23 protein-coding genes are annotated in these 25,651 nt (G+C 37.3%); 20 read left to right on the forward strand and 3 right to left on the reverse strand.

What is annotated here, in order from left to right; translation table 11 throughout:
• The first annotated feature begins 57 nt into the window (after positions 1-57).
• The 9 genes from EUBDOL_RS10085 (at position 58) to EUBDOL_RS10130 (ending at position 9,119) form a co-directional block, all read left to right on the forward strand.
• Positions 58-324 carry a phosphocarrier protein HPr gene (locus EUBDOL_RS10085; RefSeq protein WP_004800853.1) on the forward strand — a complete coding sequence of 89 codons (267 nt, stop codon included), beginning with the start codon at positions 58-60 and terminating at the stop codon, positions 322-324.
• A 190-nt stretch (positions 325-514) separates the two neighbouring features.
• The gene (locus EUBDOL_RS10090; protein ID WP_004800854.1) at positions 515-2,209 is read left to right on the forward strand and encodes a phospho-sugar mutase; all 1,695 of its coding nucleotides are present in this window, start codon (positions 515-517) and stop codon (positions 2,207-2,209) included.
• A gap of 168 nt (positions 2,210-2,377) precedes the next feature.
• On the forward strand, positions 2,378-4,228 hold the full coding sequence (gene glgB, locus EUBDOL_RS10095) for a 1,4-alpha-glucan branching protein GlgB (protein WP_004800855.1): 1,851 nt from the start codon (positions 2,378-2,380) through the stop codon (positions 4,226-4,228).
• Positions 4,229-4,289: 61 nt separating this feature from the next.
• Positions 4,290-5,291 (forward strand): NAD(P)H-dependent glycerol-3-phosphate dehydrogenase, encoded by a 1,002-nt coding sequence (locus EUBDOL_RS10100; RefSeq protein WP_004800856.1) that lies wholly within the window; start codon positions 4,290-4,292, stop codon positions 5,289-5,291.
• 152 nt (positions 5,292-5,443) lie between these two features.
• Entirely contained in the window at positions 5,444-6,148 is a 705-nt protein-coding gene (locus EUBDOL_RS10105; protein WP_004800857.1) for a LytR/AlgR family response regulator transcription factor, read from the forward strand.
• Positions 6,149-6,912: 764 nt separating this feature from the next.
• Positions 6,913-7,398, forward strand: a complete 486-nt coding sequence (locus EUBDOL_RS10115) for a hypothetical protein (RefSeq protein WP_040463808.1) — start codon at positions 6,913-6,915, stop codon at positions 7,396-7,398.
• Between the two features lie 271 nt (positions 7,399-7,669).
• Positions 7,670-8,053: a hypothetical protein gene (locus EUBDOL_RS10120; protein ID WP_004800860.1), complete on the forward strand. Its 384-nt coding sequence runs from the start codon at positions 7,670-7,672 to the stop codon at positions 8,051-8,053.
• 213 nt (positions 8,054-8,266) lie between these two features.
• On the forward strand, positions 8,267-8,716 hold the full coding sequence (locus EUBDOL_RS10125) for a hypothetical protein (RefSeq protein WP_004800861.1): 450 nt from the start codon (positions 8,267-8,269) through the stop codon (positions 8,714-8,716).
• Positions 8,717-8,768: 52 nt separating this feature from the next.
• Positions 8,769-9,119 carry a hypothetical protein gene (locus EUBDOL_RS10130; protein ID WP_040463809.1) on the forward strand — a complete coding sequence of 117 codons (351 nt, stop codon included), beginning with the start codon at positions 8,769-8,771 and terminating at the stop codon, positions 9,117-9,119.
• 150 nt (positions 9,120-9,269) lie between these two features.
• Here EUBDOL_RS10130 and EUBDOL_RS11960 read toward each other — a convergent pair whose 3' ends face one another.
• From EUBDOL_RS11960 to EUBDOL_RS10145, 3 genes are read right to left on the reverse strand one after another with little or no spacing between them, the layout of a single operon-like run.
• Entirely contained in the window at positions 9,270-9,701 is a 432-nt protein-coding gene (locus EUBDOL_RS11960; RefSeq protein ID WP_407636354.1) for a GtrA family protein, read from the reverse strand.
• On the reverse strand, positions 9,652-10,617 hold the full coding sequence (locus tag EUBDOL_RS10140; protein ID WP_040463812.1) for a glycosyltransferase family 2 protein: 966 nt from the start codon (positions 10,615-10,617) through the stop codon (positions 9,652-9,654). The genes EUBDOL_RS11960 and EUBDOL_RS10140 overlap by 50 nt, the downstream gene beginning before the upstream one ends.
• Complete coding sequence (locus EUBDOL_RS10145; protein WP_004800866.1) at positions 10,529-12,106, reverse strand: glycosyltransferase family 39 protein; 1,578 nt, start codon at positions 12,104-12,106, stop codon at positions 10,529-10,531. Before EUBDOL_RS10145 ends, EUBDOL_RS10140 begins: the two co-directional genes overlap by 89 nt.
• 389 nt (positions 12,107-12,495) lie before the next feature.
• On the opposite strand from EUBDOL_RS10145, the gene EUBDOL_RS10150 reads away from it, so the two are divergent.
• The 11 genes from EUBDOL_RS10150 to EUBDOL_RS10195 all read left to right on the forward strand — a co-directional run bounded on the left by EUBDOL_RS10150 (position 12,496) and on the right by EUBDOL_RS10195 (position 25,644).
• On the forward strand, positions 12,496-13,305 hold the full coding sequence (locus EUBDOL_RS10150; protein ID WP_040463856.1) for an ABC transporter permease: 810 nt from the start codon (positions 12,496-12,498) through the stop codon (positions 13,303-13,305).
• A gap of 12 nt (positions 13,306-13,317) precedes the next feature.
• Positions 13,318-14,118, forward strand: coding sequence for an ABC transporter ATP-binding protein (locus EUBDOL_RS10155; RefSeq protein WP_004800870.1), 801 nt, complete (start codon positions 13,318-13,320; stop codon positions 14,116-14,118).
• 11 nt (positions 14,119-14,129) lie between these two features.
• The gene (gene tagD, locus EUBDOL_RS10160; RefSeq protein ID WP_004800871.1) at positions 14,130-14,525 is read left to right on the forward strand and encodes a glycerol-3-phosphate cytidylyltransferase; all 396 of its coding nucleotides are present in this window, start codon (positions 14,130-14,132) and stop codon (positions 14,523-14,525) included.
• A gap of 12 nt (positions 14,526-14,537) precedes the next feature.
• On the forward strand, positions 14,538-17,888 hold the full coding sequence (locus EUBDOL_RS11055; protein WP_004800872.1) for a CDP-glycerol glycerophosphotransferase family protein: 3,351 nt from the start codon (positions 14,538-14,540) through the stop codon (positions 17,886-17,888).
• 7 nt (positions 17,889-17,895) lie between these two features.
• Positions 17,896-18,918, forward strand: a complete 1,023-nt coding sequence (locus EUBDOL_RS10170; RefSeq protein WP_040463813.1) for an acyltransferase family protein — start codon at positions 17,896-17,898, stop codon at positions 18,916-18,918.
• A gap of 17 nt (positions 18,919-18,935) precedes the next feature.
• Positions 18,936-20,132, forward strand: coding sequence for a CDP-glycerol glycerophosphotransferase family protein (locus EUBDOL_RS10175; RefSeq protein WP_268869323.1), 1,197 nt, complete (start codon positions 18,936-18,938; stop codon positions 20,130-20,132).
• 5 nt (positions 20,133-20,137) lie between these two features.
• Entirely contained in the window at positions 20,138-21,247 is a 1,110-nt protein-coding gene (locus EUBDOL_RS10180) for a CDP-glycerol glycerophosphotransferase family protein (RefSeq protein WP_004800875.1), read from the forward strand.
• A gap of 117 nt (positions 21,248-21,364) precedes the next feature.
• On the forward strand, positions 21,365-21,574 hold the full coding sequence (locus tag EUBDOL_RS10185) for a helix-turn-helix transcriptional regulator (protein ID WP_004800876.1): 210 nt from the start codon (positions 21,365-21,367) through the stop codon (positions 21,572-21,574).
• 19 nt (positions 21,575-21,593) lie between these two features.
• Positions 21,594-21,719 (forward strand): hypothetical protein, encoded by a 126-nt coding sequence (locus EUBDOL_RS11835; protein WP_022421073.1) that lies wholly within the window; start codon positions 21,594-21,596, stop codon positions 21,717-21,719.
• A 32-nt stretch (positions 21,720-21,751) separates the two neighbouring features.
• Positions 21,752-22,099, forward strand: coding sequence for a DUF6442 family protein (locus EUBDOL_RS10190; RefSeq protein ID WP_040463814.1), 348 nt, complete (start codon positions 21,752-21,754; stop codon positions 22,097-22,099).
• Between the two features lie 773 nt (positions 22,100-22,872).
• Positions 22,873-25,644, forward strand: a complete 2,772-nt coding sequence (locus tag EUBDOL_RS10195) for a glycoside hydrolase family 3 protein (protein ID WP_407636355.1) — start codon at positions 22,873-22,875, stop codon at positions 25,642-25,644.
• Positions 25,645-25,651 lie beyond the last annotated feature (7 nt).

Raw genomic sequence — 25,651 nt, forward strand, 5'->3', positions numbered from 1 at the left:
TTATTAAAATGGGGTAAAATAAGTATTGTAAAAAGTAAATTTCAGGAGGAATAGAAAATGAAACAAATTACTGTATCTGTAATCGATCCAGTTGGATTACACGCACGTCCTGCTACTGTTGCAGTAAACGCAGCTAGCAAATTCAAATGTGAAGTTAACATTTCTTTTAAGGGACGCGAAGTTAACATGAAGTCTATCATGGGTGTTATGTCATTAGGTATCCCTACACAGTCAGAAATTACAATCACTTGTAATGGAGATGATGAAGACTCAGCTATCGCTTCTATCGAAGAAGTACTACGCGCTCAGAAAATCATCGGTTAATTTTTAAAAATGAGGGATAAGGGAGTCATTAGACTCCTTTTTCTTTTACAAATCGAAGAAATGATAAAAATGTGAGGGAAAAATCAGATAAAATAGAAATCGCTTACATTTTTCTTGGAAGAAAGAGTATTTTTGCTTTGGGTGTGCTATAATAAAGATACTATATATGGGAAAAGGAGTATGATTGAATATGGTAAATGAAGTGTATGAGAAATGGCTGCATCACCCGAATTTAGATCCTTCTTATAAAGAGGTTCTTGCCAATATGAGTGAGAAGGAGAAAAACGATGCGTTTTATACAACGATTGAATTTGGTACGGCAGGTATGCGAGGACTTTTAGGTCCGGGAACCAATCGTATCAATCTGCATACCATTCGAAAGGCAAATGCCGGCTTTGCACAATATATTTGTGCACATGGTGAGGAAGCAAAAAAGCGCGGTATTGCAATTGGTTATGATAATCGACACATGTCCTATGAATTTGCCATGGACAGTGCGAAGATGTTAGCAACCTTCGATATTACCTCTTATGTATTTGAAAGTCTGCGTCCGACGCCGGAACTAAGTTTTGCGGTTCGTTATTTTCATTGCTTCGGGGGAATTATGGTAACGGCATCGCATAATCCAAAGGAGTATAACGGATACAAGCTATATGATGAAAAGGGCTGTCAGTTGGTTCCTCATTTGGCTGAACAGGTTATTGAACGTGTCAATGCGGTGGAAGATGAACTTGCGTTATGTGCCAATCCGACTGCTGAACAAGAACAGCTGATCCATGTGATTGGTAAGGAAGTAGATGAAGCCTATTATGAAAAGGTATTGGGTATTCAGTTAAATCCGCAAATCGCAAAAGACGATGTAAAGATTATTTTTACACCGGAGCATGGAACTGCGAACATTCCGGTAAAAGAGGTGTATACACGTGCCGGCTATCACTTTGTGGCAGTAGAGGAGCAATGCACTCCGGATCCGGATTTTTCAAATACACCAACGCCGAATCCGGAGGAAGCAGGAGCGTATGAATTGGCATTAGAATATGCAAAGCGTGAAGCTGCGGATATTATCTTAGTATGTGATCCCGATGCCGATCGTATGGGTGTCGGAGTGAAACATCATGGAGAGTATAAGCTATTGACCGGTAATCAAAGCGGTGCGGTTTTGATTGAATATATTTTCTCTCAATTAAAGGCAAAGAATCAAATGCCTCCAAATCCGGTAATGTTTAATACCGTTGTAACAAGTGATCTTGGTGAAAAGATTGCGGATAAATACGGAGTGGCAACGGAAAAAACGCTGACCGGCTTTAAATTTATCGGGGAAAAAGTTGCGAAATATGAAGCAACCAATGAAAAACAGTATGTCTTTGGCTATGAGGAAAGTTATGGTTCTTTGATTCAGCCGTTTGTACGTGATAAAGATGCTCCGCAGGCATGCTTGATGTTGGCAGAGGCAGCTTGTTACTACAAGGCACAAGGTAAGACCTTGGTTGATGTGCTGTATGATTTATATGCCGAATTGGGATATTATGAAGAAAGTCAAAAATCCTTGACGCTTGCCGGGCAGGAAGGTGCACAGCGTATTCAAGAGATTTTAGCAACCCTACGTAAAACACAGCTGCAAGATTTAGGTGGCAGTGCGGTTGTACGCTTTGAGGATTATAAGGAATGTCGTGTGGTGGAAAACGGAAAGGAATTTGAATTAACCGGCTTTACGAAATCCGATGTCTTGAAGTATTACTTGGCAGATGGCAGCTGGATTGCGATTCGACCAAGCGGTACCGAACCGAAGTGTAAATTCTACTATTGTATCAAGGGAAGCTCTTTAGAAGATGCTCATGAAAAGACACTTTCTTATCAACAGGCAATTGATGATTTAATTAAGTAATTCGATGAGGTGGAACGTAAAGGTTTCACCTTTTTTCGCTTGTAAGCTGCTAATATGAGGTAAATGATGTAACCCTTTACAAAAATTTATATAAGCGAGGAAAAACACTATTTTTTATCGTGCAAATGAGGTAAAATAAAAGATAGAGATAGGACGGGAGGTCGTCAGATGAAACAGTTGAAATTAACAGAATATTATCAAGGAAATGATATCCATGCGTATGAAATCTTTGGTGCTCATTTATGTGTGGAAAGAAATAAAAAGGGCGTACGTTTTACAACCTATGCACCACATGCGCAAAGTGTACAGGTAATCGGTTCTTTTAATGATTGGAGCTGTGAAGGACATGAAATGAAGCGTAAGGACGAGCGAGGAGTTTGGTCGATCTTTATTGCCGGTGTATGTGAGGGCGATATGTATAAATATCGTGTTACACAGGCAACCGGACGTGTAGTGGATAAAATGGATCCGTATGCCTTTTATTCGGAGCTTCGTCCCAATACCGCAAGTATTGTCGCCGATTTAGATGCGATGAAATGGAGCGATCAAAAATGGCTTGATAAGCGTAGTATCAATATGGATAAGCCTTTGAATATTTATGAAATGCACCTTGGCTCTTGGAAGAAAAACAGTGATCAGGAATGGGTGAATTATGCGGAAATTGCCGATGAATTGATAGCCTATTTAAAAGCTCACTACTTTACTCATGTCGAGCTGATGCCGCTAAACGAATATCCATTTGATGGTTCATGGGGATATCAGTGCAGTGGATATTTCAGTGCAACCAGTCGCTATGGCAGCGTACGTGATTTACAAACGCTGATCAATAAGCTGCATAAGGCGAACATTGGAGTGATTATGGATTTTGTACCGGTACATTTTGTACGTGATGACTTTTCTTTATCTTATTTCGATGGAACACCCTTATATGAATATGAAAAGGCGGTAGATGCCGATTCACAATGGGGCACTGCAAACTTTAATTTATGGCGTGAGGAAGTTCGCTCCTTCTTAATGTCTGCCGCAAGTTTTTGGATTGATAAATACCATGTCGATGGTTTGCGCATGGACGCCATCAGCAATGTTATTCATTGGCATGGCAATAAGGATTTAGGCGAGAATGAGGGTGCTTTACATTTCATCAAGCGTATGAATTACAATTTGCATCATAGCTATCCGGGTGTAATGCTGATTGCGGAGGATTCCAGCGATTTTCCAAAGGTAACAGCTCCGACAATCGATGGAGGATTGGGCTTTGATTATAAATGGGATCTAGGCTGGATGAACGATACCTTGAAATATTTAGAAAAGGATCCGGTTTATCGTAAATGGCATCATAATGATATAACCTTCTCCATGGCGTATTTCTATTCCGAAAAATTTATCATGGAATTTTCACATGATGAGGTTGTTCATGGCAAAAAGACGATCGTGGATAAAATTTGGGGAACGTATGAGGAAAAGTTTAAACAGCTGAGAACCTTGTATTTATATATGTTTACACACCCGGGAAAGAAGTTAAATTTCATGGGGAATGAATTGGCACATTTTCGTGAATGGGACGAAACGAAGGAATGCGATTGGACACTTTTGAATTATCCGATCCATGATGCCTTTAATCGCTATTTTGCCAGATTAGGAAAGCTTTATACAAGTATCCCGGCATTGTATGAAAATGATTACGATTGGCAGTCCTTTGAGTGGATCGATGCGGATAATGCCGATCAAAATTTGTTTAGCTATATGCGTAAGAGCGAGCAAGGTATTTATATCGTTATCTTGAATTTCTCACCAAATCGCTACGATGCGCATGCCTTCGGTGTTCCGATGAAGGGCGTTTATCATGAAATACTGAATACCGAATCGGAAATGTATGGTGGTAATGTTCATGAATTGAAAAAGTATAAGAGTGTAAAAGAGGAATGCAATGCCAAGGAACAAAGCATTCGTGTTGATGTCCCTGCCTTTGGCGGTGTTCTGTTGGAGCATAAGCTGCGAGCGAAAAAGGGCAAGGAATAAGATTTGCACAATAGCGCTAAGATGTGTATAATGTTGTCAATGCAAGAAAGGCAGTGATAATATGAAGGTCGTAGTAATTGGCAGTGGTTCATGGGGAACCGGATTGGCACAGGTTTTATGTGATAATCAAGTCGATGTTACCATCTATGGAAACTGTGCGGAAGAAATCAGGGATATCAATGAGAATCATCGCAATTCAAAATATTTCGATGACGTGGAAATTCATTCAAGCTTACGTGCAACAACAGATATCGAGGTTGTTCGAGGAGCGGATATCGTGTTGTTAAGCGTACCTACGATTGCGATAGAAAGTGTATGTAAACAAATCGATCCTTTGTTGAATAAGAAAACGATTGTAGTGAATGCTTCCAAGGGATTTCACCCGGAAACCTTTGAACGTATGTCCTGTGTCATTCGTAAAAATATCAGTGAAGAGCATTTAAGTAGCGTAGTTTCACTGATTGGACCAAGTCATGCAGAGGAAGTAGTTATTCGCATGCTGACAACGATTTGTGCGGTATCTTTAAATGAAGAAGATGCGAAAATCGTACAGGAAACCTTCTCCAATGAGTATTTGCGTGTATATACCGGCAATGATGAAATCGGCAGTGAGGTCGGTGTAGCGATTAAAAATGCGATTGCGGTTGCCAGTGGAGTGTTATCCGGCTTAGGTTATGGAGATAATACAAGAGCAGCGCTTATCACACGTGGACTTATGGAAATGACACGTTATGGAATGGCGATGGGCGGACGCAAAGAAACATTTATGGGATTGACCGGAATCGGCGATTTGATTGTTACCTGCACAAGCAAGCATTCAAGAAACTTCCAAGCAGGTTATGAAATCGGAAAGCATAACAGTGCCAAATACTTCTGGGATAACAATACCAAGACGGTAGAGGGAGTACGAACAGCCAAGGCAGTGCATGAAACAGCGGAGAAGATGGGAATTGATATGCCGATCGTAAGTGAAATATATCGTGTATTATTTGAAGGTGCAGAACCAAGTGAATCGGCGAAAAGGCTGATGCTTCGTGATTTAAAAACCGAAATTGATTTATAAAACAAGAAATCGTATGATACAACATCATGCGATTTTTTAATATTATCGCAAAAGCTATTTCTTAAGAAATCGTAATTTGCTATTTCTACGGATATATCGTAAGGTGTAAGAGAGGTGGTTCTTTCGTTTATTTGAAAAGGGGGGACAAATTGATGAAAATCATAATTTACGATGATTGTATTGAAGATGTTAATCATCTAAAACGACTATTAGCGGATTTTTTTAATAAAATGTCTGTTGATTACAGTGTTGAAATATGTAAATCAACAGAGTATCTCTTTACGCATATTGATGAATTTGATTTCTTATTTTTAGATATTGAAATCAATGATGAAAACGGAATAGAAATCGGAAAAAGATTACTTAAGATACGTCATAACTGTCGTGTGATCATTACTTCACGTTATAAAAAATATTTGATTGACGGTTATAGGATACGTGCAGATCAATACTTTTTAAAACCCATTCAAGAGGTGGTGTTTAATACCGAAATGGAAGATGAGCTCTATTTGTTTCAAATAAAGTATAGTGGGTTTTATGATGAAAATTTATCGAAAACAAAAATATTATATACCGATATTTTGTATGTTGATGTATATGACCGTAAAACCAGAATTCATTTTAAGAACGGGAAAATATTAGCTACACGCTATACTTTAAAAGAATGGGAAGAAAAGCTGGATCTTACGATTTTTGAGAAAGTACACAAAGCATACATCGTTAATTTGTTTTATATCAGCGCCTATTCCAATCAGGATATATTACTGATGAATGGAGAAAATATTCCATTATCGAGAAATATGAAAAAGCATTTTGAAGAAAAATATATAGCATTATTACCGAGGATCGTATCATGAGTATATCGTTGATATTTTCGTTAATAGCTGAATTGTTAATTGTAGCATTTGTAGGCTTTTATCTATACACCCCAAGATTTCATAATAAGCTTATGAATGGCTTTATACTTACAGGTATATTAGTATTTGCATTTTTAGCAAGCTTTTACAGACAGCCTCAGTATTTCGTAATTGCTACCTTGATGTGTTTTCTAGCACTGCTTCTTTTGTTATATAAAATGCCGCTGTTTTCGGGTATTTTGACTGCTTGTGTCCTGTTGCTTTTTACGGTAATCGGGGATTTTATATCTATGCTTATCATGAGCATATCGTTACAATCCCAATATTTTTATGTATATGTTCCGCTTCAAAATTTCATATCATTATTGATATCCGATACCGTCTTTTTTCTTCTATCTGTTCTCTATGTGAAATTTCAAAAAAAGATTTCCTTTCTTCAACCCATTAAATATTCATGGCTGATTTTGGTAGTGCTTGTGCCTACTGTGTTTTTATTGTTTTCGATTCCGAATTACTTTTTTATGGTAGAAAATGACAAAGTGGTCATGTTTACTGTACTGTCGCTTATGCTATCGAATATAATTACTATTTTCATATTTTTTAAATTTCAAATAAGTCAAAATATGAAATTGAAGCTTAAGGAAGAGGAATAAAAGAAAGAGGAGCTGAAAAAACAGATTTTACTTTATAAACAGTATTATCAAAATCATTTCAATTTATTACATTCATTGCTTCATCGTTATTCCGATATGAAGAAGAACATTATGAATCAACAATATGATGTATTGGAAGAAGCATTAGAGGATCTGTCTACAAGTGTCTTTCATGAGTTTAATTCGATGTATTCGCAATCCTATACCTTGAATATGTTGATTACCGATAATCTTCAAACCTTAAAGGATTCCAATATACAGATAAGCACCAAATTAAAATGTATAGAGCTTCCGTTTGAAGAAGCAACCGATGAATATAATCTGTTTAAAGAGCTTCTGAATATAGGCATCAACGCTTGTCAATCATTTTCTGAAAGTGTGATTTATATTTTGTCAGAAGATCATTACTCGCAAATCGTATTTCAATTCATATATCCTGCGATAGCTGATGAAACGGAAAAAATTGTCGGTAATAAGGTGTTGGAAAAGATTATCCATAACAATAATATTCATTCTGTGTATCGTTATAATGACAAAAATCAAGAGATGAGAATTGCTCTTATTTTCCAAGCTAAAACAAACGAGCGAATCGAATAATGTGATTTTGAATAGCTTTTGTGTTTAAAATGTCGGATTTTTGTTTAAGGTGAAATTTATCCATTGTGCTTACGTGATATACTGTGTATGTAGGATAAGTCCTAATGTTTATGAATAGCATACTCGTTTTGAGAGAATGCCATTCAAGTAAGGGAGGAGATACACATGGTTGTTTGAATGGGAAAGACTTAGATCTATTTGAATAACTTATCACACTCAGCCTACTTTACATACTATGTAAAATTCGATATGGAGAAAGGACGGTAATATTATGAAAAAAGTATTTAGTGCAGTATTGATGTTCGCTCTTTTAGCTTTACCGATGACGATGCTTTCGGCAAAAGAAACGAGTGAAAACGAATTGTATTCAAAGGTGGGAAACCAATTTCCGAGTGCTATTAACAATGTCAGATTAGAAGCTTACTTGGAAGCTGTTGAACAACAGGTGTTTCCGGGACTTGAAGATGATGAGTTGTTAGTGCATGAAAAAGAAGACGGAGGTTTCTTAAGTAGTAGCATTGATGATATCGAATCTGTAAAAAAATACCATGAGGAAGTGAATGGTGTTGAATGCGAAATCGTAACCGGAAAGGAAGCAAAGGAAATTTATAAACAATCGTTACGACAAGCTTTGATAGAGGAGTATAATGAATAATTAAAGGGGAAATGATCCTGTTATGAAAATGGAAAAAAAGTGGAGGTTATGAACGTAAAAGTTCTGTTTCCTTCACTTTTTAGGTAAGCGAATATAGTAAGATTATGAACTTTTAGATTTAAAAATTTTTATAGTTATGTGATATACTATTTATGAAGGTAGCGTTAAATAAGTTATGGAGAAATAAGAGTTTATGAAAAGGAAAAAGGATCTATGAAAAAGGTATTAGGTTCGGTATTTATCTTAGGTTTGGCAGCTTTAGCAATCACTACGATTTCCGCCAAGCCAGTCGATCAACAGAACTTACACCAACTGGTTGGTGAACGATTTGACGGAGTCATTCGTAAGCTTAAGTCGGTAAATTTGGAAAAATGTGAACAGGTTGGGAAGCTTGGAAAGCTTGAATTAGAGGAATATGAAAAAATACTGTTTCCCGGATTGAAAGATAATGAATTTGTGGTACGCATAAATGATGGTGGCTTCTTATATGATGGAAACCCTAATCCTCAAATTACGAAAGAAGGATTTGAGGCGTTAAATGGAGATGTTAAGGGTGAAATTATGACTGTAAAAGAGGCAAAGGAAATTTATAAACGAGAATTGGTGCAATGCTATAACGAGATGTTAAATGAGAAGAAAAAGCATCATGAGAATTGTTTTTAAATTATAATTGTTTTCATAACGGTATGCTGTGTAAGTGAAGGAGATAAAGGTTATGAAAAAGGAATTAAGTATGATATTCGTATTAGGTATCTCGGCTTTATTTATTACCGCAATGTTAACAGAGGCAGAGAGATTGCAAAAGCTTGAAGTGGAAAAGGAAATAAACACTACGTTAAAAGCATTGAATAAGAATCTGTTTCCCGGTTTGAAAGACGATGAGTTGGTAGTACGGGTCAATGAGGGAGGCTTCTTACATAGTGATATTAACGATGCCGAAACTACGAAAAAAGAGTTTGAGGAATTAAATGAAGGTGTGAAATGCAAAATTATGACCGTAGCACAAGCAAAGGAAATTTATAAAAAAGAGCTCTTGGCTTCTTATGGCATATCATTGGATAAATAAAGAAAAGAGTATGATTTTATTATTACATATAAGCTTTAAACTAAATGAAAACGATGATTATAAGGCTGAAATCAATGTTTTAACCCGTAAGTCATCGTTTTTAATATATGTAGATATTCTTTTGTGAATACATGGATATATCAAATAAAACTATTTCTTGAAAATATAAAACTTACTGAAGATATAATTCAATATTATCACTACCACATTGGAAAGTATCTTCATCAGCATATTGTTGAAATGCAGGCAATCAACAAAAATTATCATGAAGCATAGATCTAAGATACCGGTTGCCAGACGACAACCGTAAAACGATATAATTTCTTTTATGATTGAACCCTTTGATACGGCATTGCTGTGAAAGACCCAAAGTTTATTTGTAAGATATGCGAAAATAACAGAGAGCAGCCAAGAGAGAATGGTGCTGATGGAAGTACCTAAGGAAAGGAAATAAAAGCTGATATAATATACGATAATATTTACCGCTGTGGTACATATTCCGAAGAATATATACAAAATCATTTCTTTATACTTATGAAATATTTGCATCATCATGTTCACCAACAAGCTTTTCAATCGCATAGCGAGGACGTCTTTTCACTTCCACATAGATTTTCCCGATGTATTCTCCGATAAGACCGATGGAGAGCAGCTGTACGCCTCCTAAAAACCAAATGGAGAGCATGATGGAGGACCACCCGGGAATTGTCCAGCCGAAGAAATAGGAGGCTAGGATATATATGAAAGCGAAGCAAGAGCATACAACGATGAATAAGCCTAAAAACAATACGAAGGTAATCGGCTTAACACTAAAGGAGGTAATGCCGTCAAAGGCAAAGCTGATCATTTTCTTTAGCGGATATTTGCTTTCTCCTGCCATGCGCTCTTTTCTTGCATAATACACACAATCGCTTTTAAATCCGATCAGGGAGGTCAAGCCGCGTAAAAACAAATTGCGCTCGTCATATTTCGCAAGTTCCTGCAATGCTCTTTTTCCCATCAAGCGATAATCGGCATGGTTATATATCAGCTTTACACCCATGAAGCGAGTGAATTTATAAAAGCTCTGTGCGGTAAATCTTTTAAAGAAGGTATCGGTTTTTCTTTCACTGCGCACGCCATAGACGATTTCACAGCCTTCCTCATATTTACGAACCATCTCCTCTATGACATTGATATCGTCCTGTAAATCGGCATCGATACTGATGGCGGCATCACATTGATCTTTTACATGATGCAATCCTGCTAAGAGTGCATTTTGATGTCCGACATTTCTTGCCAGCTTGATACCTCTGCAAAGCGGATCGTTTGCACAGGCGGCTTCAATCAAATCCCAGGTTGTATCGCTGCTGCCGTCATTCACAAACAAAAGAAAGCTGTTTTGTGCAATGATTTTTCGGTCTATGAGGTCATGCATCAGTTCGCTTAACTGTGCAAGGGTATCCTTGAATACCGCTTCCTCGTTGTAACAAGGAATTACGATTCCTAATTGTGTCATACTTTATTCCTTCTTTCCTATCGAATATAAATCGAATACCGTCGATTGCCACAAAATAAATAAAAGGCAGGAAATTAACCAGATATTTGGACTTTGATTCCCAAATCAAAAGAAATACAAATAAGCCATATACGGATAGCCTTATAAAGCTTATGAAGTCCATTTCCCCATCATGCTTTATTTTGTAAATGCCTGCCAATCCGGAAATGCTCAATAAAAGAATTATGGCATATTGGATACCGTTTACGATGATTTGATAAACGGAAAAATAGGCTCCGTGCTCGGTGACGATTTCACGAACAACTCCTTGTGTCAATGGCTTTCGCTCCAACAGCTTCTGACTGAAAAACGCTCCGTCTCCCCAAGTATAATGAATCTTTTGACTCAAATGATCCAGCATTCCGCTAAATTCCATTTCCGCAATTCGACTTTTGATCTGTGCAATGTTTGCATCTGTTTTTGCTTGGCGGGTAGGGAAGGACTTGGTAAATTTATAATCATGCACATTGTAGCCGCCCGGATTTCTCAGCCCCATCATGACCCAATGCGTATAGGGATAGTTGTATGTATCGTAGAGTGAATCATCAAGCATCTTGGAGCTTTCAAAGGCATAGTCGTAAATTTTGATGCTGCCGAAAAAGGCAAGGCATGAAACAGCGATGACAGCAGTTTTTTTGATGCCGGAAACAAAGAATACATGAAGGATTGCGGCTATCAATACAATGACTACGGTTGCCTTTAGTTCAAAGCCGAGAAAAACAGAGAAACCGAGCAGAATGCCATAGCCCAGTAATTTCTTTCTGTCTGTTTCCTTTAAAATTACGATATACAGAAGCAGAATCGTATTCATCAAGGGCAAGGGGAAAGTATCGGTATAAAAGATCGGTAAATACGTTATATAGGCAGGGCATAGAAAGGATAGCAGCAAAGCGAATACAGCGGTTTTTTTGCCCCAAAGCTTTTTTACGGCAAGACAGAGAATAACTAAGGAAATGTCGGTCAGTACAATGTTTGTCAGAATGCCGGCAGCGATATAATTGCCGATGTGAAAGATTGACAGCAGTTTATATAAGAAGGTTAAGGTTAATAAGTAAAACTGATTGTTGGGATATCTTAAAAAATAACGGATATTTGAAATTTCCCAGCTATTGTTTTTTGTTAAAGCTACGGCTTCATCAAAGACATGACCGAAATCCCAGCTCGGTTTGACCATCAGCAGCATTCCCAATCCAAGCTGAATGCAGAAAAATACAGCAAACAGGATACCGATTGTTTTTTTATTTATGGGGAAGCAGCAGCGGGATTTTACGATAAACCAATACAGGAAAAGTATGAGCAGCATAAAAAAGCCTGTGGAAAGTAACATCAAAATTCTATCTGTACTGCTTTCCTGATGCTTGATCACAATGAAGAATACACCTGTAAAGGTAATACTGAATAAAATATGAAATAGGATATACAGTATTTTTTTTATTTTATCAATTCCCATTTTATCCGTAATTCCTTTCTGTTTTGCAATCGTAAGATAATGAAAAGGATCGCAAATGACGTATGTTGCCTTTTCATTTTATCATTCCCTAAAACAAGAGGCATTACTTAATTTCTGACAATTTTGTAAAGAATTTATATATCGACACCGTTTGATAAAAGGAAATCGGGCAGTATGGCTTTTTGTTTACGATCGGCTTTTACGCTCCTGATTTTGTTGTTTTGCTGCCTACACATAGGCTGTTTCTTTGTTCTGCTGTATTGTTTAAGATAATTTTAAGAGATGAAGCGCATAAATAAGTGGGCAAGGAGTATTTCATGATGTATAATAAAATAGGTTTATCCTGTTTTTTTATATATGTATGCTTATATGCAAAGGAGTTGAGCGGTATGTTGAAAAGTATCCGTTATGTATTAAAGGAAAATATAACGAACCTATATCGAATTTTTTGTATTGCGAAATATGAACTGCTTGGTGAAATGCGAGATTCCAAATTTGGAATATTTTGGAATTTTGCATCTCCTGCCATTCAAATCATTACCTTCTATTTGGTATTTGGTTTAGCCATGGGACGTGGAGATATGGAAGGAATCCCTTATCTGCCTTGGGTTGTTGTCGGCTTTTGTGCTTGGTGGTATATTCAGCCTTGTATCGTGCATGGGTGCAGTGCTATCTTTTCTAAGGTAAATGTAATTACTAAAATGAAATTTCCGATCAGTGTTTTGCCGATGACGGTGGTACTTAAGGAATTGTTTAATCATTTCTGTATGCTTGCGATTGCACTTGTTGTTTTGTTTTTATATGGTTATTTTCCCAAGCTTCATTGGTTGGGTATTCTTTATTATATGATTGCGGCGATTGCTTTGGTGGAAGCGATTGCGTTGATTACCTCTGTATTGACGATGCTTTGGCGTGATGTCAAAAAGCTGATTACCTCCTTGATGCGCATGCTGCTGTATTTATCCGGCGTGCTGTTTCCGGTATCCTATTGGGCAAAGGTTCCCTTAGTGGAATTTGTGATGAAGCTCAATCCGGTGTTTTACATCGTGCAGGGATATCGAGATTCTGTTTTCTTTGGCAAAGGCCCGCTTGCCCACCCACTATTAGGACTGTATTTTTGGATTGTGGTAATTGCGATGCTTGTTATTGGAAGCATGCTGATGTATAAGTTTAAAAAGAAACTGATTGATTTGATCTAAGGAGGGTTTTTGATGTTGAAGAATAAGAATGCGTATGATGAATATGCGGTAGTTATGAAAGATGTATCGAAAATCTATCGTTTGAAACAGAAGGGAAAGAAGCAGGGCAATCAACAGTTTTATGCCTTAAAGGGAATTGACTTTAAAATTAAAAAAGGAGATTGTGTCGGTATCTTGGGAACAAATGGATCCGGTAAATCAACGCTTTCGATGATTTTGGCGGGTATCAGCGATCATGATGGCGGTGAAATGATCGTAAATGGTGAACAGGCGTTAATTGCGATCAATACCGGTTTGAATGCCCAATTAACCGGTGAGGAAAATATCGAATTAAAGGGAGCTCTTTTGGGTTTAAAGAAAAAAGAGGTAGAAAAAATCAAGCAAGGTGTTATTGAGTTTGCGGAGTTAGGGGATTTTTTGTATCAGCCGGTTAAGAAATATTCCAGTGGAATGAAATCAAGACTTGGATTTTCCATTTCGTTGGCGTTAAATCCGGACATCTTTATTGTCGATGAGGCATTGTCTGTCGGCGATAAGGGCTTTGCGCAAAAATGTATGAAGCGTATGCAAAAGCTGCGTGATGAAGAAGGAAAAACGATCTTCTTTATTTCGCATGCGCTTTCTCAGGTCAAAAGCTTCTGCCATACAGGCATGTGGATCGAAGGCGGAGAGCTGAAGGAGCTAGGCGATATTAATACCGTATGTGAGCATTACTCGGCTTATGTTGATGCTTATAATGCGTTGAGTGAGAAGGAAAAGAAGCAACAGCGAGATACGAAATTTGAAAAACGTATCATAAAGACAAAAAAATAGGAGATGGAATGATGGAAAAGAAAAAAACAGTAATTACGTATGGAACCTTCGATTTGTTTCATATCGGACATTTGAATTTATTAAAGCGTGCCAAGGCATTAGGAGATGAGCTGATCGTAGCGGTATCCAGTGATGAATTTAATCTTGGTAAGGGGAAGGTATGCCAGATCAAAGATGTTGATCGCATGGCAATCGTAGAGGCAATTCGCTATGTGGATAAGGTGATCCCGGAAACGTGTTGGGAACAAAAGGTGGAGGACGTACAGAAGTACAATGTCGATGTTTTTGTTATGGGCGATGATTGGAAAGGAAAATTTGATTTCTTAAAGGAGTATTGCGAGGTCGTATATTTGCCACGTACCGAGGGAATCAGCACCACACAGCTAAAGGACGAATTGAAGAAATAGCGAGGTTTTAACATGGGAATTAAGAAGGTATTGAAAAAGCTGAAGGCCAATGCTTATCAAAAATACTGTAAGCTTCCTCTTGATGAGAAGTGTATTTTGTTAGAGGCCGGACAGGGGAAAAATCTTAATGGCAATATGCTTGCGATGGCTCGCGAGCTTTTTGAAAATAAAGCGTATGCGGGATATAAGATTGTCTATGTTGTAACAAAGGAAAACCTAGAGGAAGCCAAGAAGCGTTTTGCTTTTTATCAATATCCGCTGATTTTAACGATTCGAAACAGCGATGAATACAAGAAATATTTAGCCTGTGCAAAATATTTGATGACGGATAATTCCTTCCCACCTTACTTTTTGAAGCGTGAACAGCAGGTTTATATGAATACGTGGCATGGAACACCGTTAAAGACCTTAGGTATTTCCGATCTGAAAAATGCTGCCAGTTTGGCGAATATTCAGAAAAACTATTTGATGTGCGACTATGCGCTTTTCCCCAATACATTTACCAAAGATGTATTCATGAAGGATTATATGTTGGAAAATCTTTATAAGGGAGAAATCGTATTAGCCGATTATCCACGCAATATGGCATTGTTAGATCAGGAAAAAAGCGATGCCTTGCGAAGCAAACTAGGTTTATCGGATAAGAAGCTGATTGCTTACATGCCGACTTGGCGAGGGCTTGGAAGAAGTGCCAATGGCGCAAGTCAAAAGGAAATTTTAGAGGGAATATTCAAAAAACTTGATGCACAGCTAAGCGATGAGGAAATTTTCTACGTGAATTTACACTTTTTGATTGGCAATACGATGGATTTTTCTAACTATCAGCATATCAAGCCGTTTCCAAGTGAATATGAAACTTATGATTTTCTTGCGTTATGCGATATGCTTGTTACCGACTACTCCAGTGTATTCTTTGATTTTGCAATCACAAAGAAAAAGATTGTTTTATTCACTTACGATTTAGAAGAATATATGCGCGATCGTGGTACGTATTTTCCAATCGAAAATCTGCCGTTTCCAATGGTTTGCAGTGTCGATGAGTTGATGAAGGAAATTCATACATCTGGTAAGACATGTGATTATCATGAATTTTTATCACAATACCATGCCTTTGCCGATAAGCAAACACCGGCTATGTTATTGGACTTGCTGATTCATGGAAAACGTGATGGATTACATATTGAACAGGCTCCTTACAATGGAAAAGAAACTGTCCTAGTTTATGGTGGAAAGCTGCGTAATAAGCAGCTAAATGAGTTGTTGCTTGCATATTTGAAGCAGTTGAAAGAGGAAATGCCGGATAAAAATATCGTCGTTTCCTTTCATGGGAAAATGCATAAACAAAAGCGAGAACTGTTGGAACAGCTTGATCGCAGCGTTGGCTACTATGCAGTTGTTAATAAATTCGAATTTTCATTGCCTGTAAAAATTATTGCTGCTATAAAAATGCGTTTTGGTTATTTTGATAAAAAGCTAAAGGGCAAGCTTCGTGCAAGCTTTGAACGCGAAAGAAAACGTATGTTTTATAGCTTAGAGCCACAAAAGGTGATTTATTTTGCCGGCAATCCACACTACATGTATCGAGTGCTGTCTACCTTTCATTGTGAAAAGGAAGCGCATATTCAGCATAATAATGTTATGGGAATCGTTGCGCGCAGAGGAATCTATCATGTCATGTATCATTACTTTAAAGAAAACTATGATACGATCATCGACCATCGCTTTGATGATGTGCATGCATTATGGAAAGAGGAAGATAAGCACATCTATTACAACAAATGCTTAAAAATGGGCATCTTATGGAAGCATTTTGCAAATAAAAAGCAAGGACTTCAGCTATCGGCAATATGCTTTGCCTATACGATTTTGCCGTTTTCGATTAAAAACTTAAAAGTTAAGATTGGTGAGCATGTATATGATGCGCATTTGACAAAGGGACTTCGTCTTGGCAAGGCAATTCGTATCACAACGATGAAGCTGTGTGTGCCACATGAGGATATGAAGTCCATGGAAATTCAAAATCGAGTAAATTTGTATTATGAGGACGCACAGGGTTATGGTTATTTACGTGGCATGAGCTATAAGCTGAGCAATTTGCGTAAGGGAAAAAATAAGCGTGGACCCATTCAAATTTATGAAGCAAGCGAAACCAGTGCGTATTTCCGCCAAAGTATCAACAATCGTTTGTTTTTAACGGTGCGTAAGCGCAATGTAAGCGACAGTGCCAATCAACAGCTGAAAATGACATTTGCCTATTTCTTGGCAAAGCTTGTACCACTTCCTAAGCTGCTTGTACTCTATGAAAAGGAAAGCAGTCGTTATGAAGAAAGTGCATCGGTGCTGTATGAAAAGCTGATTGATCAAGGCTATAAGCATGCTTACTTTATATTGGATAAGGACTATCCACATCGTAGTGTAATTGCGGAAAAATATCAAAAAAATATTGTGGATAAGGCAAGCTTTAAGCATTATTTCTTGTTTTTTAAAGCCAAGACTTTCTTAGGCTCCGAGGCCTTGGTACATGCGATTGATTTGCGTGTGGCAAACCGTTATGCCTTGAAAAAGCTGGCAAGTCGCAAGATCAATTATGTCTTTTTACAGCATGGAGTTATGTATATGGTTTCCTTGGATTCCGAATCCAGAAGATTTTTTAAGCCATTAAAAACCGATGGAAAGTATCGGGTAGTCGTTTCCAGTCAAAAGGAAGCACAGCATTTTATCGAGTTGGGACATTATGATCCGGACACGCTTTATGTATGCGGACTTCCGAAGTTTGATCGCAATACATGGAAGGAAGATGCCGATAAAATCGTTATTATGCCGACATGGCGTCCGTGGGAATACAATGAAGCACGCTATGATTTTCAAAGTACAAAATATTATCAAATGCTTTGTCGTATCTTCGATGCCATTCCTGAAGCATTACAGGATAAGGTGGTTATCCTACCGCACCCACTTTTCTATGATGCTTTAAAGGATACGGATTTTCCACTACGCAAATATTTAAATGCAGAGGATAAATACGATGATATCCTCAAACAAACCAAGGTTTTGATTACCGATTATTCCTCTATTGCCTATGATGCGTATTATCGTGGCAGCAATGTTATCTTCTATTGGGAAGAAAAAGCGGAATGTATGGAAGCCTATGGACCTTCAACCAAGCTGATGCTGAATGAAGAAAACGCTTATGGCGATATTTGTTATTCACCAAAGCAGCTTGAAGCAGTTATTAAGCAAAATTATGAACAGCCGCAAAATCCGCTGTATCAAAAGCGTTATGAGCAGCTTGTTAGCTTCCATGACGGAAACAATACCGAGCGCTTGGTAAAGATGCTGAAGCAAGACAATATTATTTCGTGAGGTGGCTATGACGATCGTACTTTTTGCGTTTTTCCTGTTATGCCTAACAGGGATTCGACTGAGGTTTTGCAATGAAGCATATATTTCTAGAGATACGACCATACAAATCAACGGAATTTTCGTATTCTTGGTTTTGTTAAGTCATTTTATTAGTACACTTAATTCCTCTTTTCCATATAGTGATTTTTATATGGAATTTCGTGAGTTTATGAAACAGTTGGTCGTAACGACATTTCTGTTTTATTCGGGATACGGAGTCATGATCTCGATACGTAAAAAAGGATTGAATTATGTAAATAAGCTGCCGACAAAGATGATTGAACTGATTATCAATTTCTCTGTTGCGATTGTATTGTTTGCGATTCTTGGGTGGGTGCTTGACAAGGATTATTCGTTCGGACGTATCATAGCTTCCTGCATTGGTTGGAAAAGCATCGGAAACAGCAACTGGTATTTGTTTGATATTTTGCTGTTGTATGGCTTAAGCTTCGTTGCTTATATCGTTACCAAAGGCAAGCAGCGTCGCTTTCTTGGTATGATGCTAGGATTATCCCTTATGGCGATGCTGTTTCTGGCAGAGTATCAAAATGGTACGCGTTGGTATAATACCTTCCTATGCTATTGGGTAGGTTTAACCTATGGTGCTTATAAGGAACGCTTTGATCAATGGCTGTTACATAAGCCATGGCAGGCACCAATCGGCTTATTGATCTTTGGAATGTGTTTTTTAATTTTTCACTATTTCCGAGGAAATATACTGTTTTATATCTTACATGCCATTTGTTTTGTATTATGCGTAAATGTCGCCTCGATGTTTCTACATTTCCATAGTCCTATGCTTTTATGGCTAGGTAAGCATATTTTCAGTATTTATATTTTACAGCGTATTCCGATGATTGTCGGAAAAGCAATCGGACTGCATGAGGAATATACGATCATATATTTTTTCGGAACATTGGTTGTATGCTTTCTTATGGCTGAGGTGTTTGATCGTTGTACGAAGATAATTGTTAAAAGATTGGTTTATTAACGAAAGGAAGAATGGATATGAGGCTTTTGCAAATCGTTAAAAAGTGGGTTGGTCGAGTAATCCGAATACTTTACAGGTGGACCTATAAGATGGTAAAGGTGGATCCTAAGCTTGTTATTTTTATTGCGTTCCATGGGCGTGGCTATTCGGACAATCCACGAGCCATTTATGAAGCAATGCGTCAAGATCCACGCTTTGAAGGATATCGTTTTATTTGGTTTATCAAAAAGCATAAGCAAAAGCAAATCACGATTCCGGGTGCCGAGGTCAAGGAATACTTTAGCTTTTCTTATTTCTATTACATGTCAAAGGCAAAGTATTGGATTATTAACTGTAAGATGCCCACTTACATTGCGAAAAAAGAAGAGCAGATATATTTACAAACCTGGCATGGAACTCCTTTAAAGCGCTTGGCACATGATATAGAAGCGGCTGAGGATATGACTTTTTATCGTTCGGCAGTCAGCTTTGCGCAAATGACACAGTCCTATGATATTGATGTGGCGCGCTATAACTACATGATATCACCAAATCGTTTTTGTACGGAGGTATTTCAAAGTGCCTTTCGTATCCAACGTGAACGTCTGATTGAAACCGGTTATCCACGCAATGATTTTATATGTAATACAACAAAGGAAGAAATGGAAAGGCTGAAAGAAAAATATCAGCTTCCTAAGGATAAAAAGATTGTTTTATATGCACCGACATGGCGTGATAATTCTTATGTGGCAAGTGGCTATACGTTTGAGCTGAAAGCAGATTTTCACAAGTGGAAGGAAATCTTAGGAGAAGAGTATATCGTTGTCTTTAAGCCGCATTATTTAATCATCAACACCTATGAAAAAGATAGCTCCTTACAGGGATTCTTATATTCGATACCGGCAGAAGCGGATATTCGGGAGCTGTATGTCATAAGCGATATGCTGATTACCGATTATTCCAGTGTTTTCTTTGATTATGCAATTTTAAAAAGACCAATTTATTTCTATATGTATGACATTGAGGAATATGCCAATGATTTGCGAGGCTTCTATTTGGATATTCATAAGGATTTACCGGGTGATATTTATACAAACGAAGATGAGCTGTTAGCCGCAGTGAAGCAAGATGCGTACGATGAAACAGCTTATCAAGCCTTTTATGAACGCTTTTGCAGCTGTGAAGATGGTAAGGCCGCAAAACGTGTTATTGATATCGTATTTCATAAGGAGTGAGGACTATGGGACTTGCGAAGATGGTATTAACAGCAATGCTTTCGATATGCAATCTATTTCGCTTTCTTACACCGATCAAAGGAAATAAGATTACCTTTATTTCCATGACCGCCGATCATTTGGAACATGATTTTCTAGCTCTTGATCGCTGTTTGAAAAAACGGGGTGGCTATGATCTGCATTATAATCTGATCGTTTTTAAGAAAAGTCTGCTTGATGATTTCCGCTATATGCTGAATTGCTTTCGACAGCTATATGAAATCAATACCTCTAAGCTTATCATCTTGAACGATAATAATTTCGTAGTAACAAAATTTAAACGTAAAGGAACGTATGTATTGCAGACATGGCATGCGTGCGGAGCAATCAAAAAATTTGGAAATCAGCTTACGACACGTCAGTATCCGGTAAAAAACTATGACGTTGTTTTAGCAAACAGCAGCTATTGGACACAGGCGTATAGTGAGGCCTTCGGTGTAAAGCAGGAACAAATCGCAATTACCGGAATGCCACGTGTTGATGTATTGATGGATCAAGCGTATGTTCATCGCCAACAGGCTCTTTTTGATCAAAAGTATCCGCAATTAAAAAATCAATATAAAATTCTTTATGCCCCAACCTTTCGGGGAAATGTTATTGATGGCTTACGCTATGATACGATTGATTTTGAAAAGCTACTGGCACAATTACCTAAGGATACGGTTATTTTATATAAGATGCACCCCTTATTAAAAAATATCAGCTTAGGAGAACAGGAGCGTTTCCTTAATGTCAGTGATGAGGAGTTATATATGCTGTTATGTAGCTGCGATTGCTTGGTAAGTGATTACTCTAGTATTTTGTTTGATTATAGCTTGTTGCATAAAAAGGCGGTATGTTATGCTTCGGATTATCAAGAGTATGCGCATACGATTGGTTTTAATGTCAAATATAAGGAAGAAATGCCTATGGATATTTGCGAAAGTGAAAAGGAACTGCTTGCATGTTTACAAACACGTGATTTTGATGAAGAACGTTTGCGTAAGTTTCAACAGCGTTTTATGGAGCATACCGATGGAAAAAATACAGAGCGTGTGAGTGATCTTATAGAAAGGATAATGAAAGACGACCGATAGAAATATCGGTTTTTCTTTATATTGCTTGAGCCTATTGACAAGTTTACTTATCATAAATATAATAAAAGTGTAAAGAAAACTTAACATATTGAAGGATATTGTATAGGAGCTTTATTCATGAAAAAGGAACTTATATTAAAAAATAATATTCGAAGTGTGCGAAAAGCGAAAGGCTTATCGCAGGCGGAGTTAGCTGCGATGAGTGGGGTATCAAGAATTACGATCAGCTCGATTGAAACAGGACAGTTTAATCCAACGGCGAAGCTGGCACTGCTGCTTTGCATTGCCTTGGAACAGAAGTTTGAAGATTTATTCTATTTTGATTAAGGCGAAAGGAGGAAAGGGTATGAGTGGAAGAAAGCCTTGGGAGGAATTGAATAAAAAGGAAAAGCTGATACGAGCAGTTTTGATGATTTGTGCGGTTCTTTTGGGAATCGTATTAGCGAAGCTTTCTGCTGATTTCTTACGTTAAGCTGAAATTTGATGAAGAAGGGAGGGGAAACGATGAATCGTAAAGAAATTTTAGAAAAGGCCCAAACGCAATATGATGATGAATTTGTTGAGGGTTTGCGTTCAAAGGCATTGCGAAATGCGCTGATTGTCGCTGCGCTTGTTGTGTTGGTGCTTTATGGGTATTTTAGTTATCCGGGGGATACTGCCATGGTAGAGGTGTTAGGTGAGAAGGTAAAGGTTTCGCATATTCTGATTCAACCTTTGCTTATCGGTTTTTCGGCATATCTGATTAGTAAGGGAAAGTATTTTCAGAGAATGTCGTATTTGTTTGTAGGGATCACGCTGTTAGCTCTTTCTGTTTTAAAGGTTTTGTTTTTTGTAATCATGCAGCTTGTGTGAGTGTAAAAGTAATTGTAGGAATGTGGCAATTATACGAGCAAATAATTGATCTGATTTTGGTATTATGAAGCTATGATGAATAGCTTTCGTGCGGAAATTGGAGGTTTGGACCATTTTTCTATTGCGGAAATTGGATATCATATATTTATTGGATTATTTGTTCCTTTCTAAAAATGATAATTTATTACTAAGTTAATGAAAAAATTTGTGGTTTGGGAAACGTAGACAAATAGGTTGTTGAAGGCTTCTTGAACCATTTTTTAGTACAATATAAAACTATACGATACAAGCTTTAAAAAATTATAAAATGACCAAATCCTAATAATCATAAGTGTTTATAGCGTATTGACGGAAAATATGTGAGAGGAGTATAATGAAATCAAATAGTACAGATACCACGCATATATATAAAATTAAGATATTTGAATAAAATCATTGATTATATAAATACAATGCAGTAAAGCCATAAAAACATATCAATGCGATAATATTCTTTAAAAGTCGTATTGAAATGTACAGCAGTTATATCGACAAGCTTAAAAGAATAAAAGGAGGGGAGAGTTAAATTCTTTTAGGATTCTTAAGAAGTTAGGGATACGTGAAAAAAGGAGGAATGAAAGAGAGATAAAGATTGATTTTTATTATTACATGAGTTTTTAAAATAGATGTCAAGAAAGGAAATATTATTAAAAATGAAAAAGGTTAATAGAAGAAAAATTGTAGCAACAGCAAGTGCGTTCTTTTTAGCTGTATCTAGTATTTTCGGAAATGGAATGACACATGCTAATGCATCAACAAATGCTGCAAAAGCAAAAGAAATTGTAAGCAAGATGACATTAGAAGAAAAAATCGGACAAAAACTGATGTTGTCCTTTAGAAGTGGTTGGACAATGGAAGATGGGACTCATTATAAATCAGTACAAAATATCAATGATGAAATCTATCAAATTATAGGGAACTATGATATCGGAAGTGTCATATTATTTGCAGCTAATTTTGATCCCGATGCTACTGTCAATGTAGAGTTGATAGATGGTTTGCAAAGAGCTGCAATGGATAAAAGCTTAGGGAAAAATGCGATTCCGTTGTTAATCGGTACGGATCAAGAAGGAGGAATTGTTTACCGATTGACAGGAGGTACGGCACTGCCCGGAAATATGGCTTTAGGTGCTAGCGGGAATGTAGAAAATGCTTTTAAAGCGGGAGAAATAATCGGTAGTGAATTGAGTGCTATTGGTGTGAATATGAACTTCGGACCGGTTACCGATGTAAATAATAATCCTAATAATCCGGTAATCGGTTTGCGTTCATTTAGTAGTGATCCTCAGATTGTTTCTAAGTTTGCTAATGCTTATATTGAAGGAGTGCAAAGCAAAAATGTAGCTACCAGTGCTAAACATTTCCCAGGACATGGAAATGTCGCAACAGATTCACATACAGGACTTCCTTCCATTGATTCAACAAAGGAAGAATTATATGCAACAGAATTGGTGCCATTTAAGTCTGCAATTGAACAAGGAACGGATATGGTTATGACTGCTCATATTCAATTTCCGAATGTTGTAACTGAGAAAATTTATTCTGATAAGAAACAGGAATATTTAAGTCCGCCGGCAACCTTATCACGCGAGATTTTAACTGATTTATTGCGTGGTGAAATGGGATTTGATGGTGTTATCGTAACGGATTCTATGACTATGGACGGTGTTGCAAATTATTTTGATGTTAATGAGAGAAATCTATTAGCTGTTAAGGCAGGGGTAGATATCTTGGATATCCCATTTAATGATATGGCATCTATGGCAGATGTAGAATCCAAGCTAGTGCCTTTGATTGATGCGTTTGTGGAAGCTTATACTTCTGAAAACGGTTATAACGGAATTAAATTATCACAAGAAGAATTAAATGCCTCTGTGGAGAGAATTATAACTTTGAAGTTGAATCGAGGTGTCATGGATTTAGCAAATGATACACAAAGCTTAGAAGAAAAGAAGGCTGTTGCTAAAGAAGTTGTAGGCTCAGTGAAAAATCGCGAAACGGAACGTTTGATATCCGCAAATGCAGTAACCGTTGTAAAAAACGAAAATAATACACTACCACTAAAGCTAACGAAGAATTCTAAAATCTTATTTGCTTCTACATACTCAAGAAACAACAATCGTTTTGTTTTAGCTTGGGAAAGAGCGAAAAAAGCCGGTATTATACCGGAGGGTGCAGACTATAAAATCTTACAGCACTATAACCTGACCGGTTTGGACGATAAGGTAAACAGTGCCATCAATTCCGATGGCAGCGCGTTTAACGGTACGAATCGAGATTTGCTTGATTGGTGTGATACGTTAGTACATGCTTCGGAAATTTCCAGTGCCGCTGATATTAGCGGATATAAAGTTGCCTGTCCACAATTATTTATTGATTATTGTGAAGGACTTGGTAAACAAACGGTTGCTATTTCTTTAAACCACCCGTATGATGTTCAAGCATTTACAAAGGCAGATGCTGTTGTAGCGGTATTTGGGACGAATGGATTAGGTCTTGATATTACAGAATCCTTTGGTGGCGGTACTGTTGGCGCAACAGCGGCATTTAGTCCGAATTTAACAGGAGGGGTCGAAGTTATTTTAGGAACTTTTGGAGCTTCTGGAAAGCTACCTGTTGATATTCCGAAATATGATCCTAGCAGTAAGTCATACACAGATGAAATTGTGTATCAGTTAGGATATGGACTAACCTATGATTCTATCGTGAAAGATGTGGATAAAACAGAATTACAAGCGATAATTGAAAAAGTGAATACATTGGATTTTACTAAATTTACTGCTGATTCACTAAATAAGGCACAAGTCTTGATTGATAAAATGACAGAGAAATTGAGGATAGCGGAAAATGTAAATATTACTCATAAACTATCTCAAAAGAATGTTGATGAAACAGCTCAAGAGCTGCAAAAAGCTTATGATGAGGTTTTAAAGAATCTGATTTATGCAACCGATAAATCCCAGCTTCAAGCATTGGTGGACGCATTGCTTGAGGAAAATCTTCAGAAAGATAAATTTACTTCAAGTACATGGAAAGCTTATGAAGCTGCTTTACTGCTTGCACAAGAGGTATTAGCTTCTAATGTAGACCAGAATACCATCAATGATGCTTTGTCTCAATTAAAGCGTGCAAGAGAAGGATTAGTCACAATTACAGAAGAGGATAAAAAAGCGGATAAGCAAGAATTACAAGCATTATTGGAGAAATACAATACATATAAAGCGAAAGATTATACCACTGAAAGTTGGAATGTATTTAAAGGTGTATTAGATCGAGCTAATCAAATCTATCAAGATGATCAAGTCAATCAGGAAACGGTAGATGCGGTAGTAGAGGAATTGAAATCAGCAGCATCTAAGCTTATAAAAGTAGATGAAAAGCAAGACAATACCTCTGATATTCCTGGAACCGGACAACAAGACTATATGCTAGCATTCACCTTTATGCTGTTATTAAGTGGTGCGGTAATTGCTTATATTCGAAGAAAGGGATACACTAAACATTAGTTAAATA

It is taken from the genome of Amedibacillus dolichus DSM 3991, assembly GCF_000154285.1.
GTDB classification, from domain to species: Bacteria; Bacillota_I; Bacilli_A; order Erysipelotrichales; family Erysipelotrichaceae; genus Amedibacillus; species Amedibacillus dolichus.

Bases quoted from the DNA above. Each gene is read 5' to 3' on its own strand.
- EUBDOL_RS10125 (WP_004800861.1), top strand. From the start codon at position 8,267: ATGAAAAAGGTATTAGGTTCGGTATTTATCTTAGGTTTGGCAGCTTTA.
- EUBDOL_RS11960 (WP_407636354.1), bottom strand. From the start codon at position 9,701: ATGCGATTGAAAAGCTTGTTGGTGAACATGATGATGCAAATATTTCAT.
- EUBDOL_RS10090 (WP_004800854.1), top strand. From the start codon at position 515: ATGGTAAATGAAGTGTATGAGAAATGGCTGCATCACCCGAATTTAGAT.
- EUBDOL_RS10155 (WP_004800870.1), top strand. From the start codon at position 13,318: ATGTTGAAGAATAAGAATGCGTATGATGAATATGCGGTAGTTATGAAA.
- EUBDOL_RS10170 (WP_040463813.1), top strand. From the start codon at position 17,896: ATGACGATCGTACTTTTTGCGTTTTTCCTGTTATGCCTAACAGGGATT.
- EUBDOL_RS10120 (WP_004800860.1), top strand. From the start codon at position 7,670: ATGAAAAAAGTATTTAGTGCAGTATTGATGTTCGCTCTTTTAGCTTTA.
- EUBDOL_RS10085 (WP_004800853.1), top strand. From the start codon at position 58: ATGAAACAAATTACTGTATCTGTAATCGATCCAGTTGGATTACACGCA.
- EUBDOL_RS10185 (WP_004800876.1), top strand. From the start codon at position 21,365: ATGAAAAAGGAACTTATATTAAAAAATAATATTCGAAGTGTGCGAAAA.
- EUBDOL_RS10105 (WP_004800857.1), top strand. From the start codon at position 5,444: ATGAAAATCATAATTTACGATGATTGTATTGAAGATGTTAATCATCTA.
- EUBDOL_RS10150 (WP_040463856.1), top strand. From the start codon at position 12,496: ATGTTGAAAAGTATCCGTTATGTATTAAAGGAAAATATAACGAACCTA.
- EUBDOL_RS10130 (WP_040463809.1), top strand. From the start codon at position 8,769: ATGAAAAAGGAATTAAGTATGATATTCGTATTAGGTATCTCGGCTTTA.
- EUBDOL_RS10115 (WP_040463808.1), top strand. From the start codon at position 6,913: ATGAATCAACAATATGATGTATTGGAAGAAGCATTAGAGGATCTGTCT.
- EUBDOL_RS10100 (WP_004800856.1), top strand. From the start codon at position 4,290: ATGAAGGTCGTAGTAATTGGCAGTGGTTCATGGGGAACCGGATTGGCA.
- EUBDOL_RS10180 (WP_004800875.1), top strand. From the start codon at position 20,138: ATGGGACTTGCGAAGATGGTATTAACAGCAATGCTTTCGATATGCAAT.
- EUBDOL_RS10140 (WP_040463812.1), bottom strand. From the start codon at position 10,617: ATGACACAATTAGGAATCGTAATTCCTTGTTACAACGAGGAAGCGGTA.
- EUBDOL_RS10145 (WP_004800866.1), bottom strand. From the start codon at position 12,106: ATGGGAATTGATAAAATAAAAAAAATACTGTATATCCTATTTCATATT.
- EUBDOL_RS11835 (WP_022421073.1), top strand. From the start codon at position 21,594: ATGAGTGGAAGAAAGCCTTGGGAGGAATTGAATAAAAAGGAAAAGCTG.
- EUBDOL_RS10195 (WP_407636355.1), top strand. From the start codon at position 22,873: ATGACACATGCTAATGCATCAACAAATGCTGCAAAAGCAAAAGAAATT.
- glgB (WP_004800855.1), top strand. From the start codon at position 2,378: ATGAAACAGTTGAAATTAACAGAATATTATCAAGGAAATGATATCCAT.
- EUBDOL_RS10175 (WP_268869323.1), top strand. From the start codon at position 18,936: ATGAGGCTTTTGCAAATCGTTAAAAAGTGGGTTGGTCGAGTAATCCGA.
- EUBDOL_RS10190 (WP_040463814.1), top strand. From the start codon at position 21,752: ATGAATCGTAAAGAAATTTTAGAAAAGGCCCAAACGCAATATGATGAT.
- tagD (WP_004800871.1), top strand. From the start codon at position 14,130: ATGGAAAAGAAAAAAACAGTAATTACGTATGGAACCTTCGATTTGTTT.
- EUBDOL_RS11055 (WP_004800872.1), top strand. From the start codon at position 14,538: ATGGGAATTAAGAAGGTATTGAAAAAGCTGAAGGCCAATGCTTATCAA.